The organism is Streptomyces silaceus (genome assembly GCF_001419745.1).
GTDB classification, from domain to species: Bacteria; Actinomycetota; Actinomycetes; order Streptomycetales; family Streptomycetaceae; genus Streptomyces; species Streptomyces silaceus.
The window spans coordinates 1-20,920 of record NZ_LIRJ01000382.1 but is presented as its reverse complement, the minus strand read 5'-3'; the positions used below and the strand labels follow the sequence as shown (position 1 = coordinate 20,920).

Genomic DNA, 20,920 nt, shown 5'->3' with positions numbered 1-20,920 from the left:
CCCCCGCCCCTGACACCCCGCCCTCACGGGCGGCAACGACGGCACCGAGGCACGCGAGCGGAAACGCCCGCGCCGAACGACCACTCGACCACTAGCGGCGCCGCCGTGTCCGTCCCCACCGGACGAGGCGTGCGCGCAAGGAGGCGTAATCGATGACGACCACCCACGAGCCCAACCTGCTGGACCCCGAGCTGATGGCCGACCCCCACGGCGGTTTCAAGCGGCTCCGCGAGGACGCCCCGGTCTGCCTCGGGCGGACCATGGGCGGGGACCCGGCCTGGTTCGTGACCCGCGCCGCTGACGTGCGCGCGGTGCTCAACGACCCGCGCTTCGTGGTGACCAACATCAACTCGGCACCGGACGCCAAGGATCCGAAGATCCAGCTCGTCGCCAACCTGGGCGTCTCGGAGGAACTCGCCACCTATGTCTCGGACCTGCTCCCCGACCGGGACGGAGGCGACCACACCCGGCTGCGCCGCGTCGTGGCCCCGGCCTTCGGCGGGCGCCGCATAGCCAATCTCCGTCCCCGGGTGACGGAGATAACCGACTGGCTCCTGGACGAGCTGGAGGCGGCGGGTCCGGGCCCGGTCGACCTCATCAACGCGTTCGCCTACCCCCTGCCGATCACCGTGATCTGCGAGCTGGTCGGCGTGCCGGAGAGCGACCGCCCGGCGTGGCGCGAATGGGGCGACGCGCTGCTGACCCTGGACCCGGAACGCTTCGCCGGCGCGCTCCAGGCGATGGTCGACCAGGTCAAGGAGCTGCTGGAGCGGCGCCGAGCCGAGCCGGCCGACGACCTCATCAGCGCCATGCTGGAGGCCCAGGCGGCGGACCGGGAGTACCTGACCGACCGCGACCTGGTCCGGATGATCATCACGTTGGTGAACACCGGGCACGAGACCACCGCCCATCTGCTCGGCAACGCCGTGGCCGGGCTGTTCGCCCACCCCGACCAGCTGGACCTCCTGCGCCGTGAGCCGGAGCGCTGGCCCGTCGCGGTGCACGAGATGATGCGGATGTGGACCCCGGTCCGCGTCACCGCCCTGCGGTACCCCACGGAGGACGTGGAGATCGGCGGGGTGCGGATCCGTGCGGGCGAGGCGGTGCAGCCGGTACTGGTGTCCGCCAACACCGACCCCGCCGAGCACACCGACCCCGACACCTTCGACATCCGCCGTCGCGAGGGCGTGCGCGGCGAAGGACACGTCGGCTTCGGGCACGGCATCCACTACTGTCTGGGGGCCGCCCTGGCCCGGCAGGAGGCGGAGGTCGCCCTCTCCGCGCTGTTCAAGCGCTTCCCGGACCTGGCCCTCGACGGTGAACCCCAGTGGCTGCCCGGCCCGTTGATGATCCGCATGTCCCGGCTGCCGGTGCTCCTGCGCCCGTGAGCCCGGCGGGGCCGGCCGGAGGGCCGGCCCCGCACGGCCCCCGGCCGGCGCGGCCCCGTACTCACTCGCTGCCGCGCCTGCCCAGGCGGTACAGCTCCGCGTACATGCCGTCGTCGGCCAGGAGCCGGTCGTGGGTGCCCGTCTCGCGGACGGTGCCGCCGTCGAGGACCACGATGAGGTCGGCCATGCGCACCGTCGCGAAGCGGTGGGAGACCAGGACCGTGACCGGCGGTGCGCCGCAGGCGCGGGACGCCGCCGCGCAGCGCGCGAACAGGTCGTGCTCGGAGGCCGCGTCGAGGCTCGCGGCCGGCTCGTCGAGGATCAGCAGCGCGGGCCGTTCCCGCATCGTCGCGCGGCTCATGGCGACCTTCTGCCACTGACCGGTCGACAGATCCACACCACCGGGGAAGGCCGCGCCGAGCGGGGTGTCCAGGCCGTGCGGCAGCAGGCCGGGCAGCGCCGCGCCGCCGCCTCGCAGCAGGGCCCTCTCGACGGCGCCCGGCTCCTCGGCACGGGGCAGGTCGCCGACGCCGACGGCGGTGCGCAGGCTGAACTCGAAGCGCTGGAAGTCCTGGAAGCAGACCGTCAGTGCCCGGCGCCAGGCGTGCACGTCGAACGCCGCGATGTCCTCGCCGTCGTACGTGATGCTTCCCGACGTCGGCTCGTACAGCCGGCACAGCAGCTTGGCCAGGGTCGTCTTGCCCGCGCCGTTCTCGCCGACCACGGCGAGCGTCGTCCCCGCGGGCACGCGCAGGCACACGTCGCTCAGGACGGGCCGCTCGGCACCGGGATACGTGAACGACACGTGGTCCAGGACCAGTTCGCCGCCGGGGTGCGGCGTGGCGCGCACCGCGCCGGGGCGGGCGGTGGCGTGCTCGGGGAGCGCCGCGTGGTCGGCGAGCCAGAGGAAGTGGCCCGCGGCGCGCAGCGCGTGCTGCAGCCAGGACCCGAGCGTCACCATCCCCGACACGGACCCCAGCAGCTGCGCGCCGAGCACCAGCGTGAGCACCACGTCCCCGGGCGTGCCCGTGCCCCGCGCCACCGAGGAGATGGACAGCAGGACCCCGCCGAGGTAGCCGACGGCGAAGACCAGCCAGCCGCCCCCGGACCACAGCGCCGCCCTGGTCTCGGCCCTGTCGCGGTGGCGGGTGACGTCCTCGTGCAGCGCGTCGTGGCGCCGGGTGAGCTCGTCGGCCAGGCCGTAGATCCGTATCTCGCGGGCGGCGGCGGGCGAGCAGGAGAGTTCGAGCAGGGTGCGGCGCATCCGCTCCGCCTCGGCCGTCTCCCGCTCCGCGCGCCCGACGAGCGCCGCGCCCCGCTGGGCCGCGGCCACCGTGGGCAGCGCGAACAGGGGCAGCAGGAGCAGCGCGGGATGGACCGTGACGAGCAGGGCCAGCGTGGTGCCCAGGCCGAACAGTGCCCTCAGGTTCTCCACGAGCGCGCCGAAGGCCCCGCCGAGCTGCCCGCGGTGGGCGCGGAGCAGGTCCATGCGGTCGAGGTAGGCGGGGTGTTCGTGGTGGGCGAGGGAGGGGATGCCGCCGGTCAGCTGGATCAGCCGCCGGTCGAGGTACAGCCCGACCTGCTGCTGGAGGTGGATGCGCTGGAGGGAGACGAACGCCCCGGCCGCGTACGTGGTGACGACCGCGGCGACGAGCAGCGCGGCCGCCGTCAGCGCCGGGCGCAGCTCGTGCCGGAGCGCTGCGTCGGTGGCCGCGCGGATGGCGAGCCCGCCGACGACACCGCAGGCGCCGACGACCGGTGCCAGCGCGAGGACGAGCGCCGCCCTGCGCGCGTCGGCGCGGAACGCGGTGCCGACGAGCAGCCCGGCCGCCCGCAGCTGCGTCCGCAGCGGTGACGGCGGACGTGACGGTGTCTCAGACACGCGAGCCTCCCGCGTACGCGGCACTCTGCAGGGCGAACGCGCGCGCGTACGGGCCCTCCCGGGCCAGCAGCTCCTCGTGGCTGCCCTGCTCGACGATGCGGCCGCCGTCCAGATAGCAGATGCGGTCGGCCAGACGGACGGTCGCGAAGCGGTGGGAGATCAGGACGGTGGTCAGCCCGCGGGTGAGGTCGAGGAAGCGTTCGTACAGATCGGCCTCGGCGCGTACGTCCAGATGCGCGGTGGGCTCGTCGAGGACCAGCACGCGGGCGCCGTGCTCCACCGCGTACAGGGCCCGTGCCAGCGCGAGCCGCTGCCACTGGCCGCCCGACAGATCGGTGCCGTCGGAGAAGCGGCGGGACAGGGGCGTGTCCCAGCCGAGCGGGAGGGCGGCGAGCGCCGGGTCGAGACCGGCGAGCCCGGCGGCCCGCGCGAGGGCGGCGTCGTCCCGCGGCCGGTCGACCGCGCCGAACCCGACGTTGTCCCTCGCCGGCAGTTCGTAGCGCGTGAAGTCCTGGAAGACCACGGCAAGTTGACGCCGCCACGCTTCGACGTCGAGGGTGCGCAGATCGGCGCCGTCCACCGTGACGAGCCCGGCCACCGGGTCGTGGAGCCGCGCGAGGAGCTTGACCAGCGTGGTCTTTCCCGCGCCGTTGCCTCCGACGACGGCCAGCGAACCACCCGCGGGCAGCCACAGATCCAGCCCGCTCAGCACGGTGCGGACCGTCCCCGGATACGCGAACACCGTGCCCTCGAACCGGATCCCGGTCCGCGGCAGCCCCGCCGCCGGACGGGTGCCGCTCACCAGCGTGTCCCGCTCGGGCAACTCGGACACCTCCAGTGCCGGGGGCACCGCCGCGCTCGCCCGCGTCAGCGTCCACTGCAGGTCGCCGAGCCAGCCCAGCGCGGCGAGCGCGACGACGGCCTGGAGATACACCGTCGTACGGCCCACCCCGACCTGGCCGTGGGCGGACTCGACGGCCAGCGGCACCAGGACCGCCGCGTGCGCGCCGGACAGGAGCAGCACGGCGAGGACGTCACGCGCCACGGCCCGGCGCCGGCTCGCGCCCAGGTGCGCCGCGCCCGACCGCCACGCGCTCGTGAACCGGTCCACCAGCCACGGCGTCAGCCCGAACACCCGGATCTCCTTGGCCGCCGCCCCGTCCAGTGCCACGCCCCGCACGTACTCGGCGTGCCGCAGCTCGGTCGTGGAACCCGCCTGGACGTCCACCGCGCGCCGGATGTCACGGTCCCGCCAGGCCCCCGTGACCGTCCACACCGCGATCAGCGGCAGCGGCGCCCACCAGTGGAAGCCCAGGAGCAGCACGGCGGAGCTCGCCCCCGCGAGACGCGCGGAGACGAGGGCGGGCAGCGCGGTCACCGCCTGCGCCACGGGAAGCGTTCCGGTGCCCTGCCCCTGGGCGAGCAGCAGCCGGTCGGCCACCTTCGGGTCCTCCAGAGGCGCGATGCCCGCCGGGCGCAGCGCGCCGCGCAGGACGAGCCGCGCCGTGCCGCCCGTCACCCGGCGCCCCAGCTGGGCGGCGGTCGTCTCGACGGCGGGCTCCACCAGGAGGCTCGCCACGTACACGGCGCTCACGACGGCGAACGCGGTGAGCACGCCGTGCCCTTCGGGCGACCCGAGCCCGGCCGTCACGTCCGGCAGGCGGCCCACGAGGACCCCGATGCCCAGCATCAGCGCGGGCGACAGGGCGGCGTCGAGGAGCACCAGCGAGAGGAGCGTCGCTGTCAGGGGCAGCGAGGCGCGCGGCAGCAGCCGGACCAGGGAGCGCACCGGCGCGGCGGTGAGCCCGTCCGTGTGCGCCCGCCGACGGCGCGCGTGCCGGAAGAGGGCGCGAGGGCCGCCGGGCGACGCAGGGCGGGAGCTCGGCCACCCGGTCACCGGGGTCCGAAGACGGGGGGTCCGCATCACGGTCACCGCAGCCCGAAGGCGGGCAGCCAGGTGCGGTCGCCGGTCTCCAGGGTGAGCAGCGCGGCGCAGGTGCCGGTGGCGCCGGTCAGCAGCGTGCCGTCCCGCTCCGCGAGTCCCACCACCTCCTCGAGCCGCTCCAGGATGCGGCCCACGAGCCGGTCGCGCAGTGCCGCCGCACCCGCCAGGCGGGCGTGACGGTCGAAGGCGTCGCACACCAGGGCCAGGCCCGGCAGCCCGTGGCACAGGCTCAGGTCGGGCCGGTCCGCCTCGTCGTCGAAGCCGCGCAGGAAGGACGCGGCGACGTGCAGCGCGAACTCCCGCAGCGGCGCGTCGTCCAGGACCCGTCCCGTCTCCCACAGCGCCCAGGCGATCCCGGGCGTTCCGTAGCACCAGGTCAGCGGGCGGCTCGGGAGATGCGCGAGGTCACCGGCGGGCGGCCAGACGACGACGCCCCGCACCCCTGACTCGTACCGCGTGAGATACCAGGACGCCACGTGGTCCAGGGCGAGGGTGAGCTCAGGGGTGAGGCCTGCGGTGTCCGCGGCCCGGCACAGCGCCAGGGCGACGCCGGCCGCGCCGTGCGCGGCACCGGAGTTGACGCGGCCGTGGTTCCAGCCGCGCATCTCCTCGCCCTTGTACCGGCCGACCCGCAGCCGCGTCAGCTCGCCGCCGTCGCACAGCGCGGTGAGATGGCCGACGGAGTGCGCCAGGTCGTCCTGCGTGCAGGAAGGGTCGGCGGCCAGCGCGAGGACCGTGCCCGCCGCGCCGGTCACCACGTCGTAGTCGTACCAGGCGAGTTCGCTGGTGTGCCAGCGGCCCGCGCTGCCCGCCAGCTCGCGGAAGGCGGTGCCCGCGAGGCCGCCGAGCGCGGGCCAGACGGACGCCGCGGTGCGCAGGCCCAGCAGGTACCCGCCGAGCCCCCAGCCGAACAGGCCCGGGTGCGTGCAGCCGTGCCGGAGCTGGCGCAGCCAGGCCGCGACGGCCCGCGACGCGGGCGCGTCGCGCGGTGGTGGCGCGCCCGACGAGGTGGCCGACGCGGTGAGGGCGGCGAGAACGGCGGGCCCGAAGTCGATGCTGTACTCCGCGCCCTGCTCGTGGCGGGGCGCCTGCTCGGCGAAGGTCGTCAGGACGCGCGCGGACACCGCGAGCGCGGGCTCGCGGACGGCGGCCGAGAGGGAGGGGGACAGGGAGTTCGGTACCCGATGGGTGGTGGTCATGTGGGCGCCTTCCGGTGTGTGCCGTGAGGTGGACGCGTACGGCGGAGAGGTGTCGCGCGCGGCGGAAGGGGCCGCCGGAGCCCTGGGACGTATGGGCTCCGGCGGCCCGTGTGCGGGGTGGGGAGTGCCGATCGGCCGCTCCGGTGTGACGGTTCGGCAACCCCGCACGCATCGACGGGTCAGCCGTCCGTCAGGCCGTGCACGGGCAGGAGCCGGTGCACTTCGTGGCCGCGGTGCAACCCTGGGTGGTCCCCATGGTTCCGGCCTTGAGCAGCTGCGCCTCGTCGAACTGGGTCTCCAGCTGGTCGATGAGCGCGTCGACGTCGTCCAGGACGAAGCCCTCGACGTCGTTCTTGGTGGTATCCATCGCTGTCACCTCCTCTCCTCGTCCGCAGGTGCCGTCCGCCGTACGGCGGAGACTCGTGCCCTTACGCGGTGCACGGGCAACTGCCCGTGCAGCCGCCGACCTTGGTGCATCCCTCGGTCATGCCCATCGTTCCGACCTTGAGCAGCTGCGCCTCGTCGAACTGGGTCTCCAACTGCTCGATGAGCGCGTCCACGTCGTCGAGCACCAGCGCCTCGACCTCGGTCACCTCACCGTCCATCGCCTTCACCTCCCTTCCGCGTACGCGGAGTCATGGGCGCTGTCACCGCTCGGACCACGGCCGCGGCCGTGCGACGGGACAGCGTTCAGGGGGCCGGTCCGCGTGACCGGAGGACCACGCGGACCGGCCGGTCATGCGGACCGGTGAACGCGGACCAGGAACTCCGCGGTGACCGGTGCCCCGGCGGGATCGGCGAGATCCGCGACGAGCAGCTCGTCGGGGGAGGGCAGCATCTCCTCGGCGACGGCGGTGCCGCCCGAGGCGAAGGCCAGATCGCCGGTCCGCTCCAGGACGGGCAGCGCCTGGAGGCTCTCCAGGTCGCAGGGCAGCGGCGAGTCCGCGCCGGTCGCCGCCGACAGGAAGACCCAGCGCGGCAGCCCCAGCTGTCCGCGCATCCGGGCGAGATGGCGGGTGCGCTCCAGTTCGCGTGCGGCGGCCGGCGGCAGCGCGGCGACGGGCAGCCGCCACTGCGCCGCGGACAGCACCAGCGAACCGGCGACCGTGATCCGGGGGACGTACTCGCGCTTCGGCAGGGCGCCCAGCGAGTGCCGCAGCCTGCGCCGCCGGGCCGCGTGCTGCGGCGAGCCGGCCAGCAGCAGCGACGCCATCTGGTCCCAGGGCCGTGGCGCGTTGCGCGCCGAGTGGTAGAGCGGACGGACCGGCCCCGAGCGGTCGCTGACGACGACCCGCGTCCCCGTCCACCGCGCGGTCAGCTCGTCCAGCGCCACGAAGCGCGGCCGCGCGCCCGGCGGTCCCTCGCAGTACCCGGGCAGATCCGGGTCGCCGGTCCAGGCACCCGTGTACAGGGGCCTGCGCACGGCGTTGGCGGCGAGCCGCGACAGGGCGGGGAAGAGCAGCTCGACCGATGGCACCCCGCTCTCCCGGTCGAGCCGCCGCAGGAACGCGCGGTACGCCTCCACCTGCGGCAGCCGCCCGTGCAGGCGTTCCAGCGCGGCGATGAAGCGGGCGTCGTACACACCGGCGGGCGCGGTGACGTCCAGCGCCCAGGTGCGGCCGGGCAGCGGCCGCACCACACAGTCCAGCGGCCAGTCGGGGCGCACCTCGGGTGCGCCGAACCGGTCGAGGACGTCCCGGCCGATGTCGATGGCCCCGCCGTCGGGCACCGCGTCCGCCCGGCCGTCGAGCCAGTCGAGCAGCCGCGCGTACCCGGACCCGGGCGTGCGGGGCTCGGGCCACTCCGCGGCGGGCGCGTGCACGCTCACCGGTGTGTCCCCGGTGGCGGCGAGCTGGTCGCGCAGGATGTCCAGGACCGGCCGGTCCCGTCGTGTCACGCCGACCGGGGCCGGGGCGGGGCGCGCTCCGGCGTCCTCGTCGATGAGGGCGTGCAGGCGCAGCGCCTGCCCGAGCGCCGCGCGCAGGGCCGAGAGATCGGCGGCGGGCAGGGCGTTCGGTGTGCGGCGGTACACGTCCAGATAGCCCCCGTCGACGCGCTCGACGCGCTCGCCCCGGCTGCCGTCCGCGCGCTGCGCCATCGTGTGCCAGGAGCGGCGCCGCCCGCGCACGGGCGGTCGCAGCTGGAGTACGCCGATGTCGTGCAGCCGCAGCAGGAACTGGCGCAGGACGGTCCGCTGCGCCTCGTCGGCGTCCGGCGGGACGAGGGCGGACTCCAGCTCGCCCAGCGGCAGCGCGCCGTGCCGCAGCGCCGTGTACAGGCGGTTCACCGCGGCAGTGCGCCGGATGCGTACGGGAGTGAGGAGCGTGTCGTCGCCCGGTTCGAGCGCGAAGGCCTCCAGATGTCCGGGCGTCACGCGCAGGAACGGGTTGAACGACACCCGGGTGGCGGCGTCCGTGCCCGTCCCGGTCTGCTCCTGGAGGTTCTCGGCCCAGTCGGTGGCCACTTCGTCGGTGAGCGTGAGCGGACGCGCCGGTCCGGCAGGTCCGTCCGCCACGCCCACCACGGCCACATGGCCCAGCCAGCCGCGCGGGGTCACCTTCACCGCGCCACGGGCGATCATCCGCCACAGGTAGTCCGCGCGTTTGCGCATCTGACGGTCCGTCCAGGGACGTCCCGCGGCGAGTCGTTCGGCTACCTCGGTGCCGACCGGCAGCGTGCCGTCGACCAGAGCCTGCCGTCCCATCGGCGAGCCCCGCAGCAGGGCGTGGCCCGCCGGGGCGAGTCGCTGCTTCTCCGCGTCGAAGCGGTGCGCGACCTCCCTGCGGAGCCGCTCCAGCGTGCCGGCCGCCTCGTGCGTGCCGGCCACGATCCGGGCCAGCACCCCCTCGGGCGCCACGATCCGCGCGACGGACACGAGCCGACGGTGGTCCGCCTCGGTGAGCGGACGCCCCCGGTGCAGCCGCCGCCGCGCGGACAGCACGAGCCGGCGCTCGTCCACGGTCAGCGACGGATGGGGGACGACGACCGTGCCGATCACGTCCGCGAGGCGGGCGCTCGTCCGGGCGAAGTCCGTTTCGGTGCGCTCCAGTTCACGGATCAGGCGGAACAGCTCGGGCGAGCCGCCCGCACACCACAGCCGCATCGGCAGCCCCGCGGTCCGCAGCAGCACCGCGTCCCGGTACGGGCGCGTGCCCCCGCCGCTCACCGCTGCTCTCCGCCCGGACGCGCGGTGAGCGCCTCCGCGATGAGGGTCTGGCGCAGCACCGAGAGTCCTGCCCGGTTCCAGTGGAAGACGATGACGAACGCCGCCGCCTCGCGCGGCCCGATCAGCGCGCTCCCCGAGGTGAAGTACGTACGGAGCCACTGCTCCCCGGCTTCCGTGACGGCCGCGCGGAACGTCTCGGCCCGCCGCACCGCGTCCTCGGGCAGCCGGGCGGCCAGCGCGTGCTGGTCGGTCCAGCCCGCCCGCAGCGCCGTCTCGATCCCGGCGACGCCGGCCGGCAGTTCCTCGGTGCCCGCCGCCCGCACCCGGTCGGCGTACCGGCGGCCCGTCTGGCGGCGCAGCCGGTCCCACACGTCCAGGTCCTCCCAGCCGACGATCTCCAGCGCGTCGAGCAGCGCCCGCACCATCAGCAGCGACATGGCCCACGCCGGGCGGGCTCCCGCACCTTCCCGCCCGGCGTGGCCGTCCCCCTGGGTGGCGTGGAAGTCGAGCCAGGCCAGTGAGTCGGCGGTGAAGACCCGGTGGACGCTGCGCATCGACACCGCGCCGCCGAACAGGAACTCCTCCGGCTCGTACACCCCCGCGTGCCAGGTGTCGACCAGGCCCTCCTGCTGCCAGTACGTGAGCCGCTGCCGCAGCACGGCGTCGACCTCCGCACGGTGCGCCGCCGCCTGGAAGCGCACCCGCATCCCGGGGTGCTTGTGCAGGAAGAAGAACTCCTCGGCACGCCGGTCGGCCAGCAACTCCTGTGCCGTGGCGTGCAGTTCGGCGCAGAACTCCGGACGGCGGCCCCGGGCGGGCGCCACGCCGAAGTGCAGCCACGGGCCCGGCCGGCGCCGTGCCACCGGCGTCACGATGTCCGCCGCCGCGATGTCCGGTGCCCCGGTACCCGGTGCCACGGTGTCCGCTGTGCGCAGACAGCCACGCTCGTCCATGTCCCTCACCCCCGTGAGAAGGAACGCGGCTCACGTTCCGGCCGCGTTGCCAGACTGCCCCGCCGCCGGCCGCGGGGGTATGCGTACCTCTGCGTAGCGGGCGGCCGGTCCCCGCCCTTGACACGCGCGGCGCGTCTCCTCTAATCCGGAGGTGGTGCGGAGGGAGGGCCTTTCCGTGTCCTGCATGTCCGCGCGCGACTACCAGCGCGTACTCGACCTGACCGTCGCCGTCCTGAACAGCCGCCAGGCCACGCTGCCCTGGCCACTGGTGCGGGAGGAGCTCGGTGACATCCTCGACAGCCCGGCGAAGGTCCTCTTCGCGACCCGGGACTGGCCGGAACCGGACACACCGGTGCCCTGTCCGCCGCCCACGGCCGCCGTCGACCCGCGCATGCGCACCCTCGACGAGACGCTCCACAAGCATCCGCTCGTGGCCCACTACCGCCGTACGGGGGACCGGTCGCCGCTGACCGCGCGGCAGCTCGGCGGCGGGCGCCCCTGGCCGGACGCGGACGCGCAGAGCGCCTTCGAGAGGGTCTTCGCGGCGGACCACCAGCTGGCGCTGCCGCTCCCGGCGCCCGACGGCGCCGGACACCTGATCATGCTGGGCAGGCCCGGGGAGTTCTACGGCGAGCGGGAGGTGGAGTTCGCGGGCCGGATCCAGCCGCTGCTCGCGGCCGTCGTCGAGCACATGAGCCACGCCCGCAGGCTGCCCGCGGCGGCTTGGGGCGAGGGGCCGGAGGACACGCTCGACCGGGCGGCCGAGTACGGGCTCACGCCGCGCGAGACCGTCGTCCTGACCCTGCTCGCCCAGTCGTTGACCGCGGACACCATCGGGCGCAGGCTCGGCATCTCGCCGCGCACCGCGCACAAGCACCTGGAGAACGTGTACCGCAAGCTCGGCACGGCAGACCGCCTCGCCACCGTGCTCCATGCGCGCGAGGTCGGCCTGCTGCCCGGCCGTTGAGCCTTCGGCAGGTGGGTCGCCCGGCACGCGGTGAGGTCAGGGCGCGGTGACCCCGCGTGGGGTGTCGCACTCGGCGATCCTGCGCCGCAGCTCGTCCGGGTCCGCGCCGGGCAGCTCCAGCGCCGCGGTGTAGTCGGCGCGGGCCTCGGCCGTCCGCCCGGCCCGCTGGTGGACGTACCCGCGATTGAACAGCAGGTCGGGGTCGTCGCCGTCCAGGGCGATGGCGTGCGTCAGGTCGTCGAGGGCGGCGCGGTCGTCCCCGGCCGCGTGCGCGAGCGCGGCGCGCCCCGCCAGCGCGCTGACCAGTGCGGGGTCGGCGGCCAGCGCCCGGTCGAAGTCGGCGCGCGCCCGCGCCTCGTCGCCGCCGTGCAGGGCGAGCAGACCGTGGGCGCACACCAGGCGCGCGTCGTCCGGATGGTGCCGCAGCCCTTCGGCGATGTGGGCCCGCGCCCCCGCCAGGTCGCCCTGGTCGAGCAGCAGGCCCGCGAGGCTCGCCCGCACGTCCGGCTGGTCGGGCTCCAGCTCGGCGGCGTGGCGCAGATCGGCGAGCGCCCCCGCCGTGTCGCCGAGCTCCAGCCGCGCGTCAGCGCGGTTGACGTGCACTTCCCAGTGGGGCGGCGCGAGGTCGACCGCGCGGTCGTAGTCGGCGACGGACCCGGCGGTGTCGCCGAGGCGGCGCCGGATGCCGGCCCGGTCCATGTAGTGCTCGGCGTGGTGCGGGTCCATCGCGACGACCGTGTCGAAGTCGGCCAGCGCGTCGCCGAGCCGCCCCAGGGCCGTGTACACCCTGGCGCGGTTGTGCACGAGCACCGAGCGGTGCAACAGATGGCTGTCGTCGGGCAGTTCGCGCCGCAGCCGCTCCAGGCCGCCCTCGACCAGACGCAGCGCCTCGGCCGGACGGCCCAGGTGGGTCTCGGCGAGGGCGAGACCGTTCTCCTGGAACGTGGTGTGGAAGGCCCGCTGGAGCGGGTCGGGCCACAGGGAGGCGAGCGCGATCGTGTTGTGCAGGAGGGCCTTGGCGGCGAGGTGGTCGAGGCGCTCCGGCGGATGGAACCGCGTGTACAGCATCGCCAGGGCGTACCCGCTCGCCAGGTGGACGAGCGGGTCCGCGGACCGCTCCCGCAGGGACAGGTGCAGCCGCTCGGCCCGCTCGGTGTCGCCGAGCAGGGTGAGCGCGGTGGCGGCCTTGGTGTGCAGCCCGAGCCGCAGTGCCGGCGGCGCGTCGTCCCCGGCCAGGTCCTGCGCGCGCCGCGCCAGGTCGAGCAGGGCGTGATAGTAGCCGTGGTTCAGGGCGTGTTCCGCGGCAGAGAGGAGCACGGGGAGGGCGGCGGCCGGATCGCTGCCCCGTTCCAGGTGGTAGGGGAGTGCGCCGAGCGTCAGGCTGAACTCGCCCTGCCGCAGGCGTCGTTGGAGCCCCTTCGCGCGGGCGTCGTGCAGACGGGCCCGTATCTCCGGGGCGGCCAGGTCGTAGGCGGCCCGCTCGCGGGGGTCGTCCCCGACGCCGTCGCCCGCGACGAAGGCGACGGCAAGCGCGGCCCGGTTCCGGCCGGGACCTTCGCAGGGTGGTTCTGCCTCGACGTGCAGCGCGAACTCCCTGAGCGCAAAGGCCAGTTGATCTGCCGTCGCGGGCGGCCCGGCCGGCGTGGGCGTCGCTCGGGCCGCGAACGAATCCGACTCCGTGCGTACGACGACGGTGAGCCGCTCGGGGTCCGCGCGGCGCAGCAGCAGCGCGAGGAACTCCTGGTCGGTCGGGTCGGCCGCGTCGGCGTGCGCGAAGTCCAGGACCAGCGGACGTCGGCCGTCGAGCGCCGCGAAGGACCGGAGGAGGTCCACCACGCCGTGGGCGATGCGCCGTGTGCGGGTGGGCGGATGCAGCCGGGTCCGCTCGGCGGGCGCGGCCCGTGCGGTGAGGGTCTCCGGCGGTGCGGGCACCAGGCCGCGCAGTTCGGGCGCGAGTGCGAGGATCTCCCCCTTGTACCGGTCGAGGAGCTCCGGCCGGACGGCCTGGACGCGGGGGGCCAGGGCGCGCAGCAGGCTCCCCGCTCCCGTGTAGGGGCCCCTGAGGCGCCGGTGGCAGTCGACCACGACGTCCGGTTCCGTCTCCGGTGCCGCCGCGCCGGTGGCGCGCGGACCGGTCAGCCACAGATGTGTGCTCATCACGCTGTTCCTGTCACCTTGCCGTTCACTGTTCCTTTCAGGGGGCCGTCGGGAGGACATAGGCGGCGGACGAGGCGATCCGGATGGTTCCCGGACGGCGCGGAGCGATGAGCTTCATGACGTGGATTCCTTGTCTGTGCCTGGAGTTGCGTCCCTCGCCGGGCGAGGGGGTCACCGTGCGGCGGCTCCGTCTGCCGGCCGCACGCCGCAACCATGGGGCGCCGCCGCACCGCCCGGCATGGGGGTCGAACCCCCGCATTCCCGGCCCCGGCCGGACCGCCGACCTCCGGGCGGGCCCGGCGCATGATTTCCGGCGGATTTCTGCCGGCGGGGTGAACACCTGCCCGTCCGGCGACGTATTCCCCGAAAGGCGTCCGGGCGCGGATGCGGCTCGGACGGGGTCGTACTGGCAGAAGACCACGGGGGACAGGACGCCATGAACGGACACGACCAGGCATTACGTACAACAGAGCACGCGCAGGAAGCGGCGGAGGAGCACGCGGAGGAAGCGGCGGGAGCGGCGGAGGCGGCCCGCGCGGCGGACGCGACGCGTGCGGCGGGCGCGGGGATCGCGCCGGATCCGGCGACCCAGGCCGTGGCCGCCGCCAAGGCCGGGGCCGAAGCCGCGGCACGGCCCGCCGGCGCCTCCGCCTTCGTCGGACGGGAGCGGGAACTCGGGCTCCTGGACCGGGTGGTGGGCGCCGCCCGGTCCGGGGCGGGAGGCGCCGTCTTCCTGACGGGAGAGGACGGAGTGGGCAAGTCCAGGCTGGCGGCCGAGGTCGCCGAGCGGGCGTCCGCCCGCGGGATGCGGGTCCTGCGGGGACGCGCCAGCACGCTGGGGCGGCACACGGAGTACCGCCCGCTCACCGAGGCCCTCCTCGGCCTCTCCCGCGACGGGCGGCTCGGCCCGGACGCGGCGGCCCTGTGCCGCACCGCGCTCGCCGGGCTGACCGCCGGTCATGAGCCCGGGCCCGGCGCAGGGGACGCGTCGGGTCCGGGCTCGCTCGTCGTGCTCGGGGAGGCCGTGCTGCGCGCGGTCGCGGCGGCGGGCCGGAGCGGCGGCTGTCTGCTCGTCCTGGAGGACCTGCACGACGCGGACCGACTCACCCCGGCGATCGTCGAGTTCCTCGCCGACCAGCTCGCGCACGAACCCGTCGCACTCCTCGTGACGCTGCGCGGCGAACCGTGCCCCGCCCTGGAACTGGCCCGCGCGGTCACCCGCCGGGGCGGCGCCACCCTCCTCACGCTCGACCGGCTCGGCCGCTCCGACCTGCGCCGGCTGATCGCCGGGCGGCTCGCGGCCCGGCCGGAGGAACTGCCCGAGGCGCTCGCCGAGCACATCTGGGCCGGAAGCGACGGGAATCCCTGGCTCGCCGAGGAACTGCTCGCGCACGTGGCCGACGCGGGGCTCCTGTCGTACGACACGGACGGCCGGTGTCCTGCCGGGCCGCTCGGCGCGTCCGGGATCCCCGACGCCCTGGTCACCAGCGTGGGGCGGCGTGCCGACCGGCTCGGCGCGCGCGGCCGGGAGCTGCTGTGCGCGGCGGCGGTCATCGGCACCCGCTTCCCCGCGCCCGTGATCCAGGCGGCGACCGGCATGGCCGACGACGAGGCGCTCGGCCATCTGCACGCCGCCCTCGCCGGCGGGCTCATCGGCACCGACGAGCCCGCCCCCGACTGGTTCACGTTCCGCCACCCGCTGACCGCCCGCGCCCTGCTGCGCACGCTCACCCCGAAGCAGCAGGCGCGCACGGCCCGGCGGTGCGCGGCCGCGGTCGGCGATCTGCACCCCCAACTCCCCGCCGAATGGTGCCTGATGGCTGCGCGGCTGTGGTCCGCCGCGGGGGAGCGGACCACAGCCGCCGGACTGTACGCGCGCGCCGGGTCCCGGGCCCTGGCACAGGGCGCCGCGGTGGCGGCGGCCGACGCCCTCGACCGGGCCCGCGCCCTGCTGACCGGCACGGACCCGGCGGGCATCGGCCCGGCCGACCCGCACCAGGCGGTCGCGTACGCGCATGTCCTCGACCAGCTCCTGAACGCGCTCACCGAGGCGGGCGAGAGCGAGCGCGCCTGGCGGCTTGCCGAGGCGGTGGACGGCGTGTGTCCGGCCGCGGTCGGCGCCGAGCGCGCGGCCGCGCTGCACCTGCGGCTGGCCCGGGTCGCCGCTGTCTGCGGGCGCGCGGAGGCGGGCCGGGCCCAACTGAGCGAGGCGAGCCGCCTGTTGGACGCCGATCCGGACGCGTACGCCGTCCTCGACGCGGCGGGCGCCGTCCTCGCACGGCAGACGGGAGACGGGCAGGCGGGAGACAGCGCGGCGGAAGACCGCGAGGCGGGGGACCGCCGGGATGCAGCGGCGGCGGAGCGCGAGGAGGAGCGCCTGCGGCGGGCCGCCGAGACCGCCGAGCTGACCGGGGCGTGGGAGGCGGCCTGTCAGGCCTGGGACGTGCTCGGCGTCCGGGCCAGGGCCCGTGACGTGCGCGAGTCCACGGTCTGCTTCGACCGGGTCCGCAACGTCGCCGAGCGGCACGGCCTGCCGTTCTGGCGGCTGCGCGCGCTCTTCCGGCTCGGCGGGGACGACTGGCTCACCGAAGGGGACGTCGCGCGCCTCGAACACGCGCGGCGCGAGGCGGCCCGGCTCGGCGCGGGCGACATCGGCGCCGCGGCGGAGGCGGACCTCGCGCTGTGGCTGGTCCTCAGCGGCCGGTTCGAGACCGCGGCCCAGCTGATCGACACCTGCTGGACCCGGACCGGCGGGCCGCGCGACGCCGACCGGGCCCGGCAGCTCCTCGCCGCCGAGGCCGTGCTCGCCGCGCACCGGGGGAAGCGGGCCAGGATGGACCAGGCCGTCGCGGAGTTCCACCGCAGGGACGGCGACCGCACCCCGCTCGCGACGCTCACCGCGGGACTCGCCAGGGCGTTCTGCGCGCTCCTGGAGGAGGACAGGCCGCGGGCCATCGAGGAGCTGGCGCGCGCGGAACTGCCCGTCGCGGGGCATCCGTTGGACGGTCGTCGGTACGGTCTGCGTCAGCTGCTCGACGCGCTGGGCGAAGGAGGTGAGGGAACCACGCCGACGGACGCCCTCGAACTCCCCGACCCGGACGCGCCCTTGGCCCAGCTGCGCTGGAACCGTCACTTCACGCTGCTCGCCCGTGCCGTCCTGCTCGGCAGGGCGGGGGGCCGGGACGAGGCGGAGGCGGCGGTCGGTGCGGCCCGGCACGCCGCGGCGCCGTTCCCGCTCGCCCACCACCTGGGCCTGCGCCTGGTCGCGGAGGCCGCCCACCGCGACCACTGGGGCGAGCCGACGGCGTGGCTGCACCGGGCGGAGGAGCACTTCCACCAGGCGGGGCTGCCCGTCGTGGCGGGGGCCTGCCGGGGTCTGCTGCGCAGGACCGGTGCGCCGGTGCAGCAGCGTCGCCGGGGTGCCGACGCGGTCCCTCGGCTGCTGCGCCGCCTCGGAGTGACCGTCCGCGAGTACGAGGTGTTCCGGCTGATGGCGCCGCGGCCCGCCAACCGCGACATCGCCGACCGCCTCTACATCTCCCCGCGCACGGTCGAGAAGCACGTCGCGAGCCTCATCCTGAAGACCGGCCGCCAGAGCCGTGCGGCGCTGAGCGAGCTGGCCTCGACGGTGCTCCTCGACGACGGCGAGGACGCCACCCCGGACCGGCCGGGGTGACGTCCTCGTGGCTTTCGCCGTCGGTCCAAAGGGCTCGGGTCAGCCCTTGATGTCGACGTCGATGCAGGCGTAGAAGGCGTTCGCGGTGTCCGCGATGTTCCACACCGCGAGCACCTTCTGCTTGCCCGAGAGGCCGCCGAAGTCGACGTTGTGGGTGACCGTCTCGCCGGGCTGCGCGCCGCCGTCGTCGAACTCGGCGATCTTGTTGCCGCCGACGAAGTACTGCCAGGTGCTGGTGCTGTGACGTGCCGTCAGCTTCCAGCTGAAGTCCTGGGCGGAGCCGACGTCGGTGACCTGCCAGGCCTTGCTGTCGTCGTCGAGCTCGGCGAAGCGCGAGTTGCCGCCGCTGCAGGTCGTCTGGCCCTTGGGGCCCTCGACGCTCTGCGGCTCATGGGTGATCTCGCCGCACGACACGGTCCCGGCCGCACACTGTGCCTGGCGGCTCGGGGGTGAGTTGACGTAGCCGTGGGCGCTGGCCGGGGAGACCGAGGCCATGACGAGGACGGGCGCGAATCCCGCGCCGACGAGAGCGGCCAGTTTCCGTTTCGAATACATCTCTGCTCCCTCTGGGTGGGGGGATGAGGGGGTAGGGACAACCGGGCGCCTCGGTCGACTCATTGGCCTAGACCTTAGTTGTTGTCAGGAATCCGTCAACCCTTCAAGTGATGTTCGTGGGGCGGGAGTTGTTCAGCGTGCTGTACGCGGGGCTGCGTACGGGACCAGGTGTGGATCAGCTCCGTGAAGGCGCGCGCGGCGGCGGTCCGGTAGCCGTTCTCCCTGCTCAGCAGCGTGACCGTGCGTGCGGGCAGGGGCGGGTCGAGCGGGACCGTGCGCAATCCCGGGCGGTCGCGGGTGAGGGCGTCGGGCAGGACCGTGGCCAGCGGGGTGTGCCGCACGATGTCCGTGAGCGCGTTGATCGAGGTGGCCTCCACGGCGACGTCGGGCCGCACCGCGTGCCGGGCGAGATGCGCGTCGGTGTGGACGCGGGTCGCGAAGTCGCCGCTGAGCAGGGCGAGCCGGGTGGCGGCCAGCTCCTCCAGGGACAGGGGCGTGGTGCGGCCCGCCTCCGGATGGAGGTCGCCCACCACGAGGCTCAGCGTCTCCGTGAACAGGTCCGTGGCGGACAGGCCCGGCAGGTGTGCCCCGTGGAAGGCGATGCCGAGGTCGAGCTCGTCGGCGAGCAGCGCGGGCTCGATGCGGTCCTGCGGCAACTCCCGCAGATGCAGGGCGATTCCGGGGTGGCGGGCGTGGAGCAGCGCGGTGAGCGGTCCGACGAGATACGTGGTGAACGTCGGCGTGACCGCCAGGCGCAGGGTGCCCCGGGACAGGTCGGTCACGTCGTGCACGGCGCGCTCTGCGGCGGCCAGGTCCTGCAGGGCGCGCCGTGCGTGGGGCAGGTAGGCGGCGCCGGCGTCGGTCAGCCGCACCGCGCGGCCGCTCCGGTCCAGGAGCGGGACGCCGACCGCGCGCTCCAGCTGCCGGATCTGCTGGGACAGCGTCGGCTGCGAGATGTGCAGCTCCTCCGCCGCCCGCGTGAAGCTGCCGTGCTCGGCGACGGCGAGCAGATACCGCAGATGTCGCAGTTCAGGGGCCATGCCCTCAACTATAGATGGCATCGATAGAAGGCATGGATATTGCGTCTTGGACGCTATAGGAGCAGGTCATGCATGGTGGATCTCGCCGACCTCACGGGCATGACCCCCGAGCTCGTGGGGCGGCATCCATCGAAGGGAGTGATGACCATGGGCGACCTCGCGGCGGGAGTGCGGCGCTTCCAGCAAGACGTCTTCCCGGCCAAGGAGCGGCTGTTCGCCGCTCTGGCCGACCGCCACACACCGGACACGCTGTTCATCGGCTGCTCCGACGCCCGCGTCGTGCCCGAGCTGATCACCCAGCGGGAGCCGGGCGAGCTGTTCGTCGTCCGTACCGCCGGCAATCTCGTCCCGGCCCACGCGCCGGACGCGGACGGGACCGCCGCCAGTGTGGAGTACGCGGTGGCCGTCCTCGGCGTCCGTGACGTCGTGGTGTGCGGCCACTCGGCCTGCGGCGCGATGACCGCGCTCGCCGAGCGCCAGGACCTGACCGGCGCACCGGCCGTCGCCGGCTGGCTGCGCCACGCGGACGCCGCAGTGGCCCGTACCCCCGAGATCGTCACCGGCCCGGAGCGCGTGGCCGCCCTGGTCCGCGAGAACGTCCTGGCTCAGCTGGCCAACCTGGCCACGCACCCCTCGGTGGCCCGCGCCCTGGCGCGGGACGGGCTCGCGCTGCAGGGCTGGGTCTACGACATCGCCACCGGCGGCGTCGAGGAACTCACCCCGGCCGCCGCGCTCGCCGCCTGATTCCCTCCTCACCCGTGGCCCGGGTCGCCCGACCCGTGGCCCGAACCCCCGAAAGGAAACCCCTGTCATGATCCAGGCCCAGTTCGACCCCACCGCCCGCCAGAACCTCTCCGTCGTCGCCGTCGAGGCCAAGGTCCGCAAGGATCTGTCGTGGGAGCAGATCGCCGACGCCGCCGGTCTGTCGGTCGCCTTCGTCACCGCCGCGGTCCTCGGCCAGCACGCCCTGCCCGCGCCCGCCGCCCGCGCCGTCGCCGACCTGCTCGGCCTGGACGACGACGCGGTGACGCTGCTGCAGACCATCCCGACCCGCGGCTCGATCCCCGGCGGCATCCCGACCGACCCGACGATCTACCGCTTCCACGAGATGCTCCAGGTCTACGGCACCACCCTCAAGGCCCTGGTCCACGAGCAGTTCGGCGACGGCATCATCAGCGCGATCAACTTCCGGCTCGACGTGAAGAAGGTCGCCGACCCCGAGGGCGGCGAGCGCGCGGTCATCACCCTGGACGGCAAGTACCTCCCCACCAAGCCGTTCTGACCCGACCGACGGCCGGGCCCGGGGGCGTGGGCCTACGATGCGGGCTGAAGCTACGGATGGAGTGACAGTGACGCAGACGGATGACGTCGTCCGCCTGATCCGCGAGGTGTTCGACGCGGACGACATCGTCGGCGTGTACCTGCACGGCTCGGCCGTCCTCGGCGGCCTGCGCCCCCACAGCGACCTCGACGTCTTCGTCGTCGCGCGGCGGCGCACCACGGCCGGGCAGCGGCAGGCCCTGACCGACGGACTGCTCGCGATCTCCGGCGACGGAACCCCGGGCGAGGCACTGCGCCCCGTCGAGCTGACCGTCGCCGTCCAGGACGACATCCGCCCCTGGGCGTATCCGCCCCGCTGCGAATTCCAGTACGGGGAATGGCTGCGCGACGCGTACCTGCGGGGCGAGACGCCCGAGCCGGAGCCCGGCCCGGACCTCGCGCTCCTCGTCACGATGGTGCTGCGGGGCCGGGCGCCCCTGGTGGGTCCGGAGCCGGGCCACGTGCTCGACCCGGTCCCGCCCGGGGACGTCGTCCGCGCGATGGCCGCCGGCGTCCCCGAGCTGCTCGCCGAACTCGACACCGACACCCGCAACGTCCTCCTCACGCTCGCCCGCATCTGGACGACCCTGGCGACCGGCGACATCAAGTCCAAGGACGGCGCGGCCGATTGGGTCCTGGAGCGCCTGCCCGCCGAGCACCGGCCGGTGCTCG

The 20,920-nt window shown here is 75.0% G+C and carries 16 protein-coding genes; 6 read left to right on the top strand and 10 right to left on the bottom strand.

Translation table 11 applies throughout. The annotated features are described in order from the left end of the window. The first annotated feature begins 152 nt into the window (after positions 1-152). Positions 153-1,388 (top strand): cytochrome P450 family protein, encoded by a 1,236-nt coding sequence (locus tag AOK22_RS30715; RefSeq protein WP_055701992.1) that lies wholly within the window; start codon positions 153-155, stop codon positions 1,386-1,388. A 61-nt stretch (positions 1,389-1,449) separates the two neighbouring features. Here AOK22_RS30715 and AOK22_RS30710 read toward each other — a convergent pair whose 3' ends face one another. From AOK22_RS30710 to AOK22_RS30685, 7 genes are all read right to left on the bottom strand, one after another. Continuing rightward, on the bottom strand, positions 1,450-3,270 hold the full coding sequence (locus AOK22_RS30710) for an ABC transporter ATP-binding protein (protein ID WP_055701991.1): 1,821 nt from the start codon (positions 3,268-3,270) through the stop codon (positions 1,450-1,452). Then, positions 3,263-5,059, bottom strand: coding sequence for an ABC transporter ATP-binding protein (locus AOK22_RS30705; RefSeq protein ID WP_055701990.1), 1,797 nt, complete (start codon positions 5,057-5,059; stop codon positions 3,263-3,265). Before AOK22_RS30705 ends, AOK22_RS30710 begins: the two co-directional genes overlap by 8 nt. Before the next feature lie 140 nt (positions 5,060-5,199). Then, entirely contained in the window at positions 5,200-6,414 is a 1,215-nt protein-coding gene (locus tag AOK22_RS30700) for a lanthionine synthetase LanC family protein (RefSeq protein WP_055701989.1), read from the bottom strand. A gap of 190 nt (positions 6,415-6,604) precedes the next feature. Continuing rightward, positions 6,605-6,781: a hypothetical protein gene (locus AOK22_RS41590; protein WP_157872324.1), complete on the bottom strand. Its 177-nt coding sequence runs from the start codon at positions 6,779-6,781 to the stop codon at positions 6,605-6,607. Between the two features lie 61 nt (positions 6,782-6,842). After that, positions 6,843-7,019, bottom strand: coding sequence for a hypothetical protein (locus AOK22_RS30695; protein ID WP_157872323.1), 177 nt, complete (start codon positions 7,017-7,019; stop codon positions 6,843-6,845). A gap of 131 nt (positions 7,020-7,150) precedes the next feature. After that, entirely contained in the window at positions 7,151-9,580 is a 2,430-nt protein-coding gene (locus tag AOK22_RS30690; protein ID WP_055701987.1) for a lantibiotic dehydratase, read from the bottom strand. Next, the gene (locus tag AOK22_RS30685; protein WP_055701986.1) at positions 9,577-10,533 is read right to left on the bottom strand and encodes a thiopeptide-type bacteriocin biosynthesis protein; all 957 of its coding nucleotides are present in this window, start codon (positions 10,531-10,533) and stop codon (positions 9,577-9,579) included. Before AOK22_RS30685 ends, AOK22_RS30690 begins: the two co-directional genes overlap by 4 nt. A gap of 184 nt (positions 10,534-10,717) precedes the next feature. Here AOK22_RS30685 and AOK22_RS30680 point away from each other — a divergent pair, with 184 nt between their 5' ends. Further along, complete coding sequence (locus AOK22_RS30680) at positions 10,718-11,500, top strand: helix-turn-helix transcriptional regulator (protein ID WP_055701985.1); 783 nt, start codon at positions 10,718-10,720, stop codon at positions 11,498-11,500. A gap of 36 nt (positions 11,501-11,536) precedes the next feature. Here the strand turns inward: AOK22_RS30680 and AOK22_RS30675 are convergent, their stop codons facing one another. Beyond that, complete coding sequence (locus tag AOK22_RS30675) at positions 11,537-13,657, bottom strand: tetratricopeptide repeat protein (RefSeq protein ID WP_055701984.1); 2,121 nt, start codon at positions 13,655-13,657, stop codon at positions 11,537-11,539. Positions 13,658-14,093: 436 nt separating this feature from the next. On the opposite strand from AOK22_RS30675, the gene AOK22_RS30670 reads away from it, so the two are divergent. After that, entirely contained in the window at positions 14,094-17,333 is a 3,240-nt protein-coding gene (locus tag AOK22_RS30670; protein ID WP_055701983.1) for a helix-turn-helix transcriptional regulator, read from the top strand. 39 nt (positions 17,334-17,372) lie between these two features. Here the strand turns inward: AOK22_RS30670 and AOK22_RS30665 are convergent, their stop codons facing one another. Both AOK22_RS30665 and cynR read right to left on the bottom strand, forming a co-directional pair. Further along, complete coding sequence (locus AOK22_RS30665; RefSeq protein ID WP_055701982.1) at positions 17,373-17,888, bottom strand: lytic polysaccharide monooxygenase auxiliary activity family 9 protein; 516 nt, start codon at positions 17,886-17,888, stop codon at positions 17,373-17,375. Positions 17,889-17,983: 95 nt separating this feature from the next. After that, positions 17,984-18,928, bottom strand: a complete 945-nt coding sequence (gene cynR, locus AOK22_RS30660) for a transcriptional regulator CynR (protein ID WP_055701981.1) — start codon at positions 18,926-18,928, stop codon at positions 17,984-17,986. A gap of 147 nt (positions 18,929-19,075) precedes the next feature. Between cynR and AOK22_RS30655 the strand changes: the two genes are divergently transcribed. The 3 genes from AOK22_RS30655 to AOK22_RS30645 all read left to right on the top strand — a co-directional run. After that, complete coding sequence (locus AOK22_RS30655; RefSeq protein WP_055701994.1) at positions 19,076-19,672, top strand: carbonic anhydrase; 597 nt, start codon at positions 19,076-19,078, stop codon at positions 19,670-19,672. A 67-nt stretch (positions 19,673-19,739) separates the two neighbouring features. Continuing rightward, positions 19,740-20,210: a cyanase gene (cynS, locus tag AOK22_RS30650; protein WP_055701980.1), complete on the top strand. Its 471-nt coding sequence runs from the start codon at positions 19,740-19,742 to the stop codon at positions 20,208-20,210. A gap of 67 nt (positions 20,211-20,277) precedes the next feature. After that, positions 20,278-20,920 (top strand): aminoglycoside adenylyltransferase family protein (locus AOK22_RS30645; protein WP_244165174.1); only part of this gene is annotated, 643 nt, incomplete at its 3' end.

Coding starts and splice junctions, on each gene's coding strand:
- AOK22_RS30715 (WP_055701992.1), top strand. CDS start 153: ATGACGACCACCCACGAGCCCAACCTGCTGGACCCCGAGCTGATGGCC.
- AOK22_RS30700 (WP_055701989.1), bottom strand. CDS start 6,414: ATGACCACCACCCATCGGGTACCGAACTCCCTGTCCCCCTCCCTCTCG.
- AOK22_RS41590 (WP_157872324.1), bottom strand. CDS start 6,781: ATGGATACCACCAAGAACGACGTCGAGGGCTTCGTCCTGGACGACGTC.
- AOK22_RS30695 (WP_157872323.1), bottom strand. CDS start 7,019: ATGGACGGTGAGGTGACCGAGGTCGAGGCGCTGGTGCTCGACGACGTG.
- AOK22_RS30685 (WP_055701986.1), bottom strand. CDS start 10,533: ATGGACGAGCGTGGCTGTCTGCGCACAGCGGACACCGTGGCACCGGGT.
- AOK22_RS30680 (WP_055701985.1), top strand. CDS start 10,718: ATGTCCGCGCGCGACTACCAGCGCGTACTCGACCTGACCGTCGCCGTC.
- AOK22_RS30675 (WP_055701984.1), bottom strand. CDS start 13,657: ATGAGCACACATCTGTGGCTGACCGGTCCGCGCGCCACCGGCGCGGCG.
- AOK22_RS30670 (WP_055701983.1), top strand. CDS start 14,094: ATGAACGGACACGACCAGGCATTACGTACAACAGAGCACGCGCAGGAA.
- AOK22_RS30665 (WP_055701982.1), bottom strand. CDS start 17,888: ATGTATTCGAAACGGAAACTGGCCGCTCTCGTCGGCGCGGGATTCGCG.
- cynR (WP_055701981.1), bottom strand. CDS start 18,928: ATGGCCCCTGAACTGCGACATCTGCGGTATCTGCTCGCCGTCGCCGAG.
- AOK22_RS30655 (WP_055701994.1), top strand. CDS start 19,076: ATGGGCGACCTCGCGGCGGGAGTGCGGCGCTTCCAGCAAGACGTCTTC.
- cynS (WP_055701980.1), top strand. CDS start 19,740: ATGATCCAGGCCCAGTTCGACCCCACCGCCCGCCAGAACCTCTCCGTC.